Origin of the sequence: Micromonospora sp. NPDC049044 (genome assembly GCF_040649215.1) — a bacterium.
In the GTDB taxonomy this organism is placed as follows: Bacteria; Actinomycetota; Actinomycetes; order Mycobacteriales; family Micromonosporaceae; genus Micromonospora.
In genome coordinates this window covers 45998-58481 of record NZ_JBEZFA010000031.1, presented here as the reverse complement: position 1 = coordinate 58481, position 12484 = coordinate 45998, and the positions used below count along the sequence as shown (strand labels likewise).

At 70.7% G+C, this 12484-nt stretch carries 10 protein-coding genes and 1 pseudogene; 7 read left to right on the top strand and 4 right to left on the bottom strand.

Annotated elements, in window-relative coordinates:
• Nucleotides 1–2 precede the first annotated feature (2 nt).
• A pseudogene (locus AB0B85_RS23880) lies at nucleotides 3–344 on the top strand (DUF3140 domain-containing protein); the annotation flags it as partial.
• 171 nt (nucleotides 345–515) lie between these two features.
• On the opposite strand, the gene polA reads toward AB0B85_RS23880, so the two are convergent.
• Nucleotides 516–3215 carry a DNA polymerase I gene (gene polA / locus AB0B85_RS23875; protein WP_357410808.1) on the bottom strand — a complete coding sequence of 900 codons (2700 nt, stop codon included), beginning with the start codon at nucleotides 3213–3215 and terminating at the stop codon, nucleotides 516–518.
• A 92-nt stretch (nucleotides 3216–3307) separates the two neighbouring features.
• The gene (locus tag AB0B85_RS23870; protein WP_357410806.1) at nucleotides 3308–6241 is read right to left on the bottom strand and encodes a BTAD domain-containing putative transcriptional regulator; all 2934 of its coding nucleotides are present in this window, start codon (nucleotides 6239–6241) and stop codon (nucleotides 3308–3310) included.
• Between the two features lie 166 nt (nucleotides 6242–6407).
• On the opposite strand from AB0B85_RS23870, the gene AB0B85_RS23865 reads away from it, so the two are divergent.
• The 6 genes from AB0B85_RS23865 to AB0B85_RS23840 all read left to right on the top strand — a co-directional run bounded on the left by AB0B85_RS23865 (nucleotide 6408) and on the right by AB0B85_RS23840 (nucleotide 10838).
• Nucleotides 6408–6605: a hypothetical protein gene (locus AB0B85_RS23865; protein WP_357410804.1), complete on the top strand. Its 198-nt coding sequence runs from the start codon at nucleotides 6408–6410 to the stop codon at nucleotides 6603–6605.
• Between the two features lie 328 nt (nucleotides 6606–6933).
• On the top strand, nucleotides 6934–7131 hold the full coding sequence (locus AB0B85_RS23860) for a hypothetical protein (protein ID WP_357410802.1): 198 nt from the start codon (nucleotides 6934–6936) through the stop codon (nucleotides 7129–7131).
• A gap of 131 nt (nucleotides 7132–7262) precedes the next feature.
• On the top strand, nucleotides 7263–7802 hold the full coding sequence (locus AB0B85_RS23855; protein WP_357410800.1) for a TlpA disulfide reductase family protein: 540 nt from the start codon (nucleotides 7263–7265) through the stop codon (nucleotides 7800–7802).
• Nucleotides 7799–9637: an ABC transporter ATP-binding protein gene (locus AB0B85_RS23850; protein WP_357410798.1), complete on the top strand. Its 1839-nt coding sequence runs from the start codon at nucleotides 7799–7801 to the stop codon at nucleotides 9635–9637. Before AB0B85_RS23855 ends, AB0B85_RS23850 begins: the two co-directional genes overlap by 4 nt.
• Before the next feature lie 14 nt (nucleotides 9638–9651).
• The gene (lepB, locus tag AB0B85_RS23845) at nucleotides 9652–10164 is read left to right on the top strand and encodes a signal peptidase I (protein WP_357410796.1); all 513 of its coding nucleotides are present in this window, start codon (nucleotides 9652–9654) and stop codon (nucleotides 10162–10164) included.
• Nucleotides 10165–10292: 128 nt separating this feature from the next.
• A complete protein-coding gene (locus tag AB0B85_RS23840) occupies nucleotides 10293–10838 on the top strand; it encodes a MauE/DoxX family redox-associated membrane protein (RefSeq protein ID WP_357410794.1) in 546 nt (181 codons plus the stop codon).
• Between the two features lie 70 nt (nucleotides 10839–10908).
• Here the strand turns inward: AB0B85_RS23840 and AB0B85_RS23835 are convergent, their stop codons facing one another.
• A complete protein-coding gene (locus AB0B85_RS23835) occupies nucleotides 10909–11619 on the bottom strand; it encodes an ABC transporter ATP-binding protein (RefSeq protein ID WP_357410792.1) in 711 nt (236 codons plus the stop codon).
• Entirely contained in the window at nucleotides 11609–12478 is an 870-nt protein-coding gene (locus AB0B85_RS23830; protein WP_357410862.1) for an ABC transporter ATP-binding protein, read from the bottom strand. Before AB0B85_RS23830 ends, AB0B85_RS23835 begins: the two co-directional genes overlap by 11 nt.
• Nucleotides 12479–12484: the final 6 nt, after the last annotated feature.

The window sequence follows — 12484 nt, the reverse complement described above, 5'->3', positions numbered from 1 at the left end:
CCATGAGCAGGGCTGACGATCAGGGCCGGGACACCTATCGGGAGTTCACCGAGGCGGTGAACATGAAGCCCGGTGAGCTGTCGTCCTGGCTGGAGACCGACGAGTCGAAGCGGGTCGGCTGGCACAAGGGCGGCCGTTCCGGTGGCGGCGAGTCCGTCGGGCACGAGTCCGGCCGAAAGATCATCAACCTGCTGCGTCGCAAACGCGGCGACCTGTCCGAGGGCGACTACAAGCACATGCGCAAGGTGGTCGGCTACGTACGGCGGCACATGGCGCAGCGCCCCTCCGGCAGTGTCCGCGACACCAAGTGGCGCTGGTCCCTGATGAACTGGGGCCACGACCCGATGAAGTGACCCACCACCGAGCGACTCCAGATCAAACCCTCAGGGCGACGGGCGCGACCAACACGACCTGGTCAGGGGTTCCGGGGCAGTCCGACCCACGCAGGGATCACGCCTGACCGCGCGGAGTGGGGCGGGCTGCCCCGGAACCCCCACACCGCAACCACCACAAGATCAGTGATCGGCGCTGTTCCAGTCGCGGCCCTCGCCCACCGACACCTCCAACGGCACCGACAGCGGGTACGCCCCGCCCATCTCGTGCCGGACCAACGCCTCCAGCGCCTCCCGCTCACCGGGGGCGACCTCGAAGACCAACTCGTCGTGCACCTGCAACAGCATCCGCGAGCGCAGCCCGGCCGCGCCGAGCGCGGTGTCGACGTGCAGCATCGCCACCTTGATGATGTCGGCCGCGGAGCCCTGGATCGGGGCGTTGAGCGCCATCCGCTCGGCGATGTCACGGCGCTGCCGGTTGTCGCTGACCAGGTCGGGCAGGTAGCGGCGGCGGCCCAGGATGGTGGAGGTGTAGCCGTCCTGGCGGGCCCGGGCGACCACCTGGTGCAGGTAGTCGCGCACCCCGCCGAAACCGGCGAAGTAGTTTTCCATCAGCCCCCGGGCCTCTTCGGTGTTGATCCCGAGCTGCTGGGACAGACCGAACGCGCTCAACCCGTACGCCAGGCCGTAGTTCATCGCCTTGATCTTGCGGCGCTGGTCGGGGGTGACCTCGTCGAGCGGCACCCCGAAGACCGACGAGGCGGTGGCGGCGTGGAAGTCGGCGCCGGAGTTGAACGCCTCGATCAGCGCGTCGTCCGAGGACAGGTGCGCCATGATGCGCATCTCGATCTGGCTGTAGTCGGCGGTGAGCAGGCACTCGTAGCCCTCCCCCACCACGAAGGCCCGCCGGATCCGCCGGCCCTCCTCGGTGCGGATCGGGATGTTCTGCAGATTGGGCTCGGTGGAGGAGAGCCGTCCGGTGGCCGCCACCGTCTGGTTGAAGGTGGTGTGGATCCGACCGTCGTCGGAGACCGACTTGAGCAGCCCGTCGACTGTCGACTTGAGCTTGGCCACGTCGCGGTGGCGCAGCAGGTGGGCCAGCACCGGGTGCGGCTGCTGCGCGTAGAGCCACTGCAGGGCGTCGGCGTCGGTGGTGTAACCGGTCTTGATCTTCTTGGTCTTCGGCAGGCCCAGCTCGGTGAAGAGGATCTCCTGCAACTGCTTGGGTGAGCCGAGGTTGAACTCCCGGCCCACCGCCTCGTACGCGCCCTGCGCGGCGGCCTTCACCTCGGCGGCGAAGTGCGCCTCCAGCTCGGACAGGTAGTCCGTGTCGGCGGCGATGCCGGTGCTCTCCATGCCGGCCAGGACCCGCATCAGCGGCAGCTCCACCCCGGCCATCAGCCGGGCGGACTGCTCGCCGTCGCGGGACAACTCGGCGTCGATCGCGTCGGCCAGGTCGAGGGTGGCCCGGGCCTGGAGCATCAGGTTCTGCTCGGCCACGCCTTCGTCGCCGAGCCCGTCGAGGGTGAGCTGACCGGACTCCGGGACGTCCACCCGCAGCTCCCGGTGCAGGTAGCGCAGCGCCAGGTCGGTGAGGTCGTAGGAGCGCTGGTCGGGGCGGGCCAGGTACGCGGCGATCTGGGTGTCGCGGACGATGCCGGCGAGCTGCCAGCCGTGCGCGGCGCAGGCCAGCACTGCCGGCTTGCTGTCGTGCAGCACCTTGGGCCGCTGCTCGTCGGCCAGCCAGGCGGCCAGCGCGCCCTCGTCGGTCGGGTCGAGCCGGGCCGGGTCGACCCAGGCCGCCGCGCCGCCGGCGGTGGCCAGCGCCAGGCCGGTGATCGAGGCGGTGTGCCGACGGTTGACGCCGGTGTCGAGCTTGACCGCCAACCCGACAGGCGTGCCGGTCGGCGCGTGCGTGCTCAGCCAGGCGGCCAGCGCCCCGGACTCGGTGAGCACCTCGCCGGCAAGGTCGAACCCGGACTCGGCCTCCGGCTCGACAGCCTCCAGGTACTGGTAGAGACGGTCGCGCAGGATGCGGAACTCGAGGGTGTCGAAGACCTGGTGCACGGCCTCCCGGTCCCACCCGGTCCAGCGGGTGTCCTCCGGGCGCAGCGGCAGCTCCAGGTCGGCGACGAGCCTGTTGATCTCGTAGTTGCGGATCACGTCGGCGAGCCGCTCGCGCAGGCTGTCGCCGGCCTTGCCCTTGATCTCGTCGGCGCGGGCGATCACGCCCTCCACCCCGCCGTACGTGGTGATCCACTTGGCGGCGGTCTTCGGGCCGACGCCGGGGATGCCGGGCAGGTTGTCGCTTGTCTCGCCGACGAGCGCGGCCAGGTCCCGGTACTGCTGCGGGCTGACGCCGTACTTCGCCTCGATCGCGGCCGGGTCCATCCGGGCCAGGTCGGAGACGCCCTTGCGCGGGTAGAGGACGGTGATCTGGTCGTCGACCAACTGGAACGCATCCCGGTCGCCGCTGCTGATCAGCACCGTCATGCCCTGGTCCCGGGCCTGGCAGGCGAGCGTGGCGATGACGTCGTCAGCCTCGAAGCCCTCCTTCTCGACCACCGGGATCTGGAGTGCGGCGAGCACCTCCTTGACCAGGCTCACCTGGCCCTTGAAGTCGGTAGGGGTCTCACTGCGGCCGGCCTTGTACTCCGCGTACCTGTCGGTGCGGAAGGAGCGGCGGGAGACGTCGAAGGCCACCACGATGTGGGTGGGCTGCTCGTCGCGCAGCACGTTGATCAACATCGAGGTGAAGCCGTACACCGCGTTTGTCGGCTGGCCCGTCGTGGTGGAGAAGTTTTCCACAGGCAGGGCGAAGAACGCCCGGTATGCCATGGAATGTCCGTCGACGAGGAGCAGGCGCGGTGTCGTAGCTGTCACGGCAGCGACTCTAGTCCGTCGTACCGACACCTTCCGGGCTCGGCATGCGGTGACGTCGGGAAGTGCTCCGCACCGGCACCCGCGTCGCGCGACTACGCAGAGCGTTGTCCGTGCAACGACGACCCGGCGAGCCGCGCCCGCATCTCGTCAGCCTTGGGATGGCCGAGCTCGGCCAGGATGGCAAGCGATAGACGCCAGTCTTCGCGGCTTGCCTCCGGGTCACCGTCGGCGTGGTGGGTGTCACCCAGCCGGGCCAGGGACAACGCCTCCGCGAAACGGTCCCCAACCGCCCGGAACAGCGTGACAGCATGCCGGAAACAGTGCGCGGCGGAGCGGTGCCGGCCGCGGCGGTAGTTGGCGTAGCCGATGCTGTCCCAACTGTCCGCCGCTCCACGCCGGTCGTCCAAACGCTGGTGCAGCCGCAACGCCCGCGCCGAGTAGGTCACCGCCTGGGCATGATCACCGAGCAGGGCCCGGCACCAACCGACCGCGTTGAGCGCGTTGGCCTGGCCCGGGCGGTAGCCAGCCCCCTCATACAGCGCCAGCGCACGCTCGGCGTGCTTCAGCGCCGCCGCGTAGCGAAGCCGGCGCTCACAGGAGTCGGCGAGGCTCATCTCCGTGTTGGCCAGGCCGACGTCGTCGCCCAGGGCCGCGTAGAGGAGCACCGCCTGCCGCAGCTCACGACTCGCGTCGGCGTGCCGGCCCAGCCGAGAGTAGGCCCGGGCCAGGCCACGATGGGTGCGGGCCCGCACCGACTCGTCCCCCAGCCGGCCCGCTGCCGCCAGGGCGATCCGTTGCACCGTGGCCTGATCGTGCCACTGCGCCCGATGGTCGAGAAAGGTCGTGAGGCTCCACGCCAGCTCGCACGTCAACCGGTGGAAGCCGCTCGCCGCGGCCTGGTTGATCACCGCGAGCAGCACCTCGCACTCGGCGGCGAACCAGTCGAACGCCGTGTCGGTTTCGCTCGGCGGCTCGGCCCCGAGACCGACCGGTGACGCGCCGGCCCGGACCACGCCGGGCTCCCCCGGCGCCGGTCGACCCGGCGGGCGGTACGGCGAGATCAGTTGGTCGGCGACCGTCGCCCAGGCCAGGTAATGCGCGGTGAACCGGTGTACGGCGTCCTGCCGTACCGACTCCGGGTCGACGGCCCGGGCGAGATCGGCGGCATAGACCCGCAGCAGGCCGTGGCAGGCGTAGCGGCCGGGCCGGTGTTCGACAAGGAGGTGAGCCCGGGTCAGTTGCTCGAGCGGGCGCCGCACCTCCTCGACTGTCGTACCCGCGAGGGCCGCGGCGGCAGCTACCGAGATGTCCGGACCGGGATGCAGGCCGAGCAGCCGGAACAGCGCTGAGGCGTCGGCGGGGAGGGCGCGGTAGGACCAGGAGAAGACGGCCCGGATGTCGAAGGACTCGTCCTCGTCGGCGAACGCGGTGAGGTCACTGGCACCGGCGCGCAGCTGGCTGGCCAGGGCCGCCAGCGGCAGCTGGGGCTGGGCGGTGGCGCGGGCGGCCACAATGGCGAGTGCCAGCGGCAGTCGGGCGCAGGCCGCCACGAGCTGGTCGACCGCTTCGGGGGCCGCTGCCACCCGTGGCGAGTCGAACCGGCTGGTCAGCAACTGCCGCGCCTCCACCTCGGTCATCAGGCCCAGACTGAGCGGTCGGGCCCCGGTGACCACGAGACCACGCTGGTCGACGCGGCTGGTGACGACCGCGAAACAACCGGCGGAGCTGGGCAGCAGCGGGCGGACCTGGTCGGCGCACCGCGCGTTGTCGAGCAGGACCAGCACCCGCCGGCCGACGAGCAGACTGCGATAGAGGCCGACCTGGGCGGTCAGCCCGGCCGGCATCCGCTCCGTGGCGACCCCGAGGGCGGTGAGGAAACCGCGCATCACCTCGTCGACCCGGACCGGACCGGTCCCCGCATCGAATCCCCGGAGGTCGGCGTAGAGCTGGCCGTCGGGAAACCACTCGGCGGCCCGGTGCGACCAGTGCACCGCAAGCGTGGTCTTGCCGACCCCGGCCGTACCGGTCACCACCGCAAGCGGCGAACGGCAGCTGGCCCCACCCGTCGCCACGTCGTCGAGCCACCGCAGTTGCTCGGTACGACCGACGAACGCAACCGCGTCGGGCGGAAGCTGGGCCGGCACGATCGGCTGTTCGACGGCCGATGAGCCGGCCAGGCCGATCGGCTGTTCGACGGCCGAGGAGCCAGCCAGGCCGATCGGCTCCTCGACGGCCGAGGAGCCGGCCAGGGTCACCGAAGGGGCAGCTGGTCGGCTGACGGCGGGCGTGCTCCGATCGGGTTCGAGCAACTCCCGATGCGCGTCGGTGAGCAGGGCGCCGGGGTCGACTCCCAGCTCGGCCACGAGACGCCTGCGGGTCGATTCGAAGACGGCGAATGCCTCCGCCCGCCGGCCGAGGGCCAGGTAGCACCGCATCAGGTCCGCCTGCGCCGGCTCGTCGAGGGGCCTGGCGCGGGCCTCCGCGCGTACCAGTGCGAGCACCTCCGCTGCCCGGCCCATGCGGATCGCCGCATCCACCCGCCAAGAGATCACCAACTGCGACTCCGTGGTCATCGCAGCGGTACGGGGGTGCCCGGCGAGCATCGGAACGTCGGCGAGGGGCGTCTGCCAGAGGTTCAACGCCCATCCGGTCAGCTCCCAGACCCGCGCCTGGTCGTCGGCGGCGTGTGCGGTACGGGCCTCGTCCACCAGCCGACGGAACCGGTACAGGTCAACCGCGACCGGATCGACCGCCAGCCGGTATCCGGTGCCGACCGAGGGCAGCACCCGGCTGGGTTTTCGCGCCGTCCGGCCGGGCTCCAACACCCGACGCAGATGCTTCACGTGGGTCTGCAGCACGTTCGTGACGCGCCTCGGCGGCTCTGTCGGCCAGAGCGCGTCCACCAGTTCGTCGCGCCCGACCGGCTGGCCCGCGGCCAACGTCAGCAGCGCCAGCACCGCCCGCCGCTGCGGTGGGCCCGCCGGCAGCTCGGCCACGCCCCGCCACAGGCGGACCGGGCCCAACATGTCTATCCGCAGATCCCCTGTCCCATATTCCGGCTCCACGCCACCCCCCGTGGCCAAGATCGCTTTCTGTCGGCGTCCTGACGCTCCGACCGTCCATTGTGCATTCAGTCGATGACCAAGCGGAAGATCCACGATGGTTGTCAACAGATTGAAGGAGGTGAAACTAATGATCCGAATCGTCAACTCGGTCGGCGACCGCCTGCTCGGCTTCGTCGCCCCGAAGGCGACGGCCTCGGCCGCCGACTGCGGCCCCATCGAGCGATACGAGTTCCGCTGCTACAACGGTGTCTACCAGCGGCGGGGCTGCTTCGCGCGCCCCGGCTGCGCCTGCACGACATGGGTCGTCGTCAGGGACGGCTGCTGACCCAGCGGCTGACGTCACGGCCCGGGCGGCCGGCCTTCACCCGCCGGCCGCCCGGGCCTCGCCCGGCACTGTCGCCGATTGCTCGCCAACCGTCCCGTGGTCTTGCCGACCCCGGCCGTGCCGGTCACCGCCGCAAGCGGCGAACGGGCCCAACATGTCTATCCGCAGATCCCCTGTCCCATATTCCGGGCTCCACGCCACCCCCCGTGGCCAAGATCACTTTCTGTGTCGGCGTGCTGACGCTCCGGTCGTCCATTCCGCATCCAGTCGATGACCAAGCGGAAGATCCACGATGGCTGTCAACACAGCTTCAAGGAGGTGAAAACGAATGATCCGAATCGTCAACTCCATCGGCGACCGCCTGCTCGGCTTCGTCGCCCCGAAGGTGACCGCCTCGGCCGCCGACTGCGGCTCCAACACGCGGTACGAATACCGCTGTAACCGGGGCGTCTACCAGCGGCGGACCTGCTGGACGAACACCAACTGCGCCTGCGGGCCCTGGACGGGCGTCAAGGACGGCTGCTGAACCAGCGGCTGACGTCACGGCTCGGGCGGCCGGCCTTCCACTCGCCGGCCGCCCGGGTCTCGCCAATCACTGTCGCCAAATGCCCGTCAACCGTCCCGGTCGGCCGGGGATCCACGAGAAGGAGTAGCGCCGTGCCGTACCTCATCACCGCCGTGGTCCTCGCGTGCACGCTGGGGACACTGAACCTGCTGCTGGCCCTGGCAATCATCCGCCGACTGCGTGAGCACAGCGAGTTGCTCGCCGGTCGGCCGTCCGGCGACGGGCCGGGCATCATCGGGGCCGGGCAGACGCCCGCCGCCTTCGAGGGCGTCGACACGGACGGAGTGCCGGTACGCCGGGAGGAGCTGACCGGGGACACGCTCGTCGTCTTCTTCTCGACCGACTGTCGGGCCTGCCGGGAGGCGCTGCCCCGGTTCGTCACGCAGGCCACGGCCTTCCCCGGTGGTCGAGGTCAGATCCTCGCGGTGGTGACCGGTGATGAGCCGGAGGTGCCCGAGCTGGCCAGCCGACTCACCGAGGTCGCCCGGGTGGTGCTCGACGGCGCCGACGGCAGCCTCGCCACCGCGTTCCAGGCCGCCGCGTTTCCTTGCTGGTGTCTGCTCGACACGACGGGCACCGTCCGACGCAGCGGTACGGGATGGACCGACCTGCCCGCCCCGGTGCCCGCGTGACACCACGGGACATCCGGCGTGGGGTGGACCGCCAGCTGGTCATCGCAGCGGTCGGCCTGGCCTACCGATCGGCCCCCAGCATGGCGGTCCTCCAAGCGCTGCTGGCGATCGTCGCCGGCGTGACCCCGGTGGGCGTCGGCCTCCTCACCAAGCTGGTCGTGGACCGGCTCGCCGATCCTGGCGGCGAACCGGTGGCGGCGGTGGTCGGGGGCGCGGTCGCGCTCGCGCTCACCGGGGTGGCCGTGGCCACGCTGCCGCACCTGCTGCGCTACGTGGAGGCCGAGTGGCGGCGAAGGATCTCGATCCGCGCCCAGGCCGACATGTATCGCGCGATCGACCGTCTGCCCGGCCTCGGGAGGCTGGAGGACCCGGCCTTCCGCGACCACCTCAACATGGCCGACGAGGCCGGCCGCAACAGCCCCATCGCGGTCGCCGGCGGCGGGCTGGACCTGCTTGCCGGCCTGCTCACCATCGTCGGCTTCACCGCCACGCTGGCCCTGCTCAACCCGTGGATGGTGGGAGTCCTCGCCCTGGTGGCCATCCCCACCATGCGGGCAGAGCTGCGGTTGTCCCGGCAACGGGCGACGGTGATGTGGCAGATCACACCGACCGAGCGACGCCAGTACTTCTACGGGGAGCTGCTCACCGGCCTGGCCGCGGCCAAGGAGATTCGACTGTTCAATCTCGGCGACCTGTTCGGCAAGCGGATGATCGCGGAGTTGCGTGCCCTCAACGCGGCCAACCGCCGGATGGACCGGCGGGAGGTCCTGGTGCAGGCCGGGCTGGCGCTCACCGGTGCGATCGCCGCCGGCACCGGCCTGGTCTGGGCCATTCTCGCCGCCCGGCAGGGTCGGCTCAGCCTTGGCGACGTGACGATCTTCATCGCCGCCGTGGCCGGGGTGCAGGGGGCGGTCGCCACCGGGATCAGCAGGTTCGCCGACGCGCACCAGGCACTGCTGCGCTTCACCCACTACCGGGACGTTCTTGCCGCCACCCCGGATCTGGCGCTGCCCGCCGACCCGGCGCCGGTGCCGCCGCTGCGCCAGGCCATCGAACTGCGCGACGTCTGGTTCCGGTACGGCGATGGGCACCCCTGGGTGTTGCGCGGCCTCAACCTGACCATTCCGCGCGGCCGGACCGTGGCCATCGTCGGGCTCAACGGCGCGGGCAAGAGCACGCTCGTGAAGCTGCTGTCCCGGTTCTACGACCCCAGCCGCGGCAGCCTGTGCTGGGATGGCGTCGACTACCGCGAGCTCGACGTCAGCCAGTTGCGCGACCGGCTCGGGGCGACATTCCAGGACTTCATGTGCTACGACCTGTCCGCTGCCGAAAACATCGCCCTCGGCGACACCAGCGCCCTCGACGACACCGAGCGCATCACCACCGCGGCCAAGAGGGCCGGCGCCCACGATGCCGTGATGGCACTCCCGCACGGGTACGCGACCCAGCTCACCCGTATGTTCGCGGACCCGGCCGACCGCGACGACGTCAGCACCGGCGTGCTGCTCTCCGGTGGACAGTGGCAGCGCCTCGCGCTCGCCCGGTCCTTTCTGCGCGCAGACCGCGACCTGCTGATCCTCGACGAGCCCAGCGCCGGCCTGGACGCGGAGGCAGAGGCCGATCTGCACCACCGGCTGCGACGGCTGCGCGAGGGGCGGACCACGCTGCTGATCTCGCACCGGCTGGGCACGATCCGCGACGCCGACCACATCGTGGTGCTGCGCGACGGGGTGATAGCGGAACAGGGCAGGCACGAGGATCTGCTGGCGGCGCAGGGCACGTACGCCCGGCTGTTCAACCTGCAGGCCGCGGGCTACCAGCCGGTTGCGAATTGAGAGGTGAGCGGCAGATGGTCTTCGCGGTGCTCAGCGGTCTGGTCGTGCTGGTGCTGGGTGGCCTGCTGATCTGGTTGCGACGCGGCTGGGCGCTCATCACCGTGGAGGGACAGTCGATGGCCCCGACGCTCCGCCCGGGTGAGCGGGTGCTGGTCCGCCGGGTGCCGGCGGCCAGCATCAAGACCGGCGAGATGGTGGTGGTCGAGCGGCCGGTGGACGGCGGGTGGCGGACGACGCCGCTGGCCGCCGGGACGACGCCGCTGGCCGGCCGGAAATGGATCGTGAAGCGTGCGGTCGCTGGACCCGGCGATCCGGTGCCCACGGAGTTCCGCGCCTCGAACCACGACGATGACGGTGCAGCGGCCGGCGGGGTGCCCGACCCCACCGGCGGGTCAGCCCTCGTCCCACCCGGGCACTACCTGCTGCTCGGCGACAATCGCCACAACAGCGTCGACTCCCGGATGTTCGGCTTCGTGCCGGGAACCCGGATCCTCGGCCCGGTCCGCCGGGGTACGGGCCCGACCTGACCAGCCCCGAGACCGACAAACGGGCTGGCCGGCCGGACAGCCCCGCACCAGCACCTCGGCCCACCGGGTGTGGCGGGCCCGGCCGGCGCGACGTCAAGCGAATGGTTCCGACTACCGGAGGACAAGCAGTGTCCTATGTGGCCGCGTTCAGTCGATCTCTCATCTTCCTGATCTTCCTCGCCGCGGTGCTGGGCAAGCTTCGTGACCGGCGGCGGTTCGGGGAGTTCGTGGCCTCCGTGGCAGCCCTGCGCCTGGTGCCGGCGAGCCTGGTGGGGCCCGTGGCGGTGGCAGTCGCCGGCGCCGAGGTCGCGGTGTGCGCGCTGCTGCTCGCGCTACCGGTACCGGGGTTGACGGCCGGCGGGCTCGGGCTGGCCGCCGCGTTGCTCACCGGGTTCTCGGCTGCCATCGCCACCGCCCTGAGCCGCGGGGTGACCGCTTCGTGCCGGTGCTTCGGCGGCGACCTCTCGGCGCCCTTCGGCCGGCGTCACGTCGTCCGTAACGCCACACTGGCTCTGGTCGGTGTGGCCGGGGCCGGTGCGGTCCTGTGGCAACCCGCCACCGACCTGCCCGCCCTGGCCATCACCGCCCCGTTCGCGTTGCTCGCGGCAGCGCTGACGGTCCGGCTCGACGACGTGGTCGAGGTGTTCCGGCCCCTGTCGGTGCCGGGTCGGTAGCCGCCGCCGTTTACCGACAGCGCGCGAAGAAACCGGCCGGGTGGCAGATGCCACCCGGCCGGTCACCGCGTCACGCGACGCCGAGGTACGCCTCCTTGACCGCCGGGTCGTGCAGGAGTTCCTGGCCGGTGCCCTCCTTGACGATCCGACCGGTCTCCAACACGTACCCCCGGTGGGCCCGGGAGAGCGCCTGCTGGGCGTTCTGCTCGACAAGCAGGATGGTGGTGCCCTGTTCGTTGATCCGGGTGATGATCTCGAAGATCTGCTGGATCAACTTGGGCGCCAAGCCCATCGACGGCTCGTCCAGCAGCAGCAGCTTCGGACGGGTCATCAGCGCCCGACCCACCGCCAACATCTGCTGCTCACCGCCGGAGAGCGTCCCACCGGCCTGCTTACGCCGCTCGTGCAGCCGTGGGAACAGGTCGAACACCATGGCCAGGTCCTTGGTGATCTCGGCCTTGTCCCGACGGGTGTAGGCCCCCATCTCCAGGTTCTCCAGCACGGTCATGCCGGGAAAGACACCACGCCCTTCCGGCGACTGCCCGATCCCCCGGATCACCCGCAGGTCGGCGCGCAGCCGGCTGACATCGTTGCCCTCGAACTTGATGCTGCCCCCGGAAATGGCGTGCAGCCCCGAGATCGCCTTCATGGTCGTGGTCTTGCCGGCGCCGTTCGCGCCGATCAGCGCCACGATCTCGCCCTGGTCGACGTGCAGGCTGATGCCGTGCAACGCCTCGATGCGACCGTAGAGCAGCTTCAGATTGTCGATCTCAAGCAGCATCCTCGACACCTCCCAGGTAGGCCGCGATCACCTTCGGATCGTCGCGCACCTCGGCCGGCGACCCCTCGGCGATCTTCTGCCCGAACTCCAGCACCACCAGCCGGTCCACCACGCCCATGACCAGTCGCATGTCGTGCTCGATCAGCAGGACGGTCACCCCGGAGTCGCGGATCTTGCGGATCAGCTGCAGCAGGGCCACCTTCTCCGCCGGGTTGAAGCCGGCGGCGGGCTCGTCGAGGCAGAGCAGCGTGGGATCGGTGGCCAGGGCCCGAGCGATCTCCAGACGACGCTGGTCACCGTACGACAGGTTGCGAGCCAGGTCGCCGGAGCGACCCTGGATGCCCACGAAGTCCAGCAGCTCGTGGGCCTTCGCCTTGCCCTGCCGCTCCTCGCGCCAGTGCCGCGGCAGCCGCAGCAAGGCGCTCGGAACGCTCGTCTTGTGGTTGGCGTCGGCACCGACCTGCACGTTCTCCAGTGCCGTCATCTCCGGGAAGAGCCGGATGTTCTGGAACGTACGGGCGATGCCCAGCTTGGTGATCTGGAACCGCTTACGGCCGCTGACCTTCTCACCCCGGAACCGGATCTGGCCGGTCGTCGGGGCGTAGACGCCGGTCATCGCGTTGAAGCAGGTGGTCTTGCCCGCGCCGTTCGGACCGATCAGCCCGAGGATCTCCCCCTCGTAGAGGGTGAAGTTGACGTCGTTGAGGGCCACCACGCCGCCGAACCGCAGCGTGACGTGGTCGACCTCCAGCAGCGGCTTGCGACCGTCGGCCGACGGGGTCGGCTCACTGACCGCCTCGTCCGGCGTCGACGACGTCTCCGGCGGGCTACCCACCGTCGTCCGCGCGTCGATCGCCATGTCGCG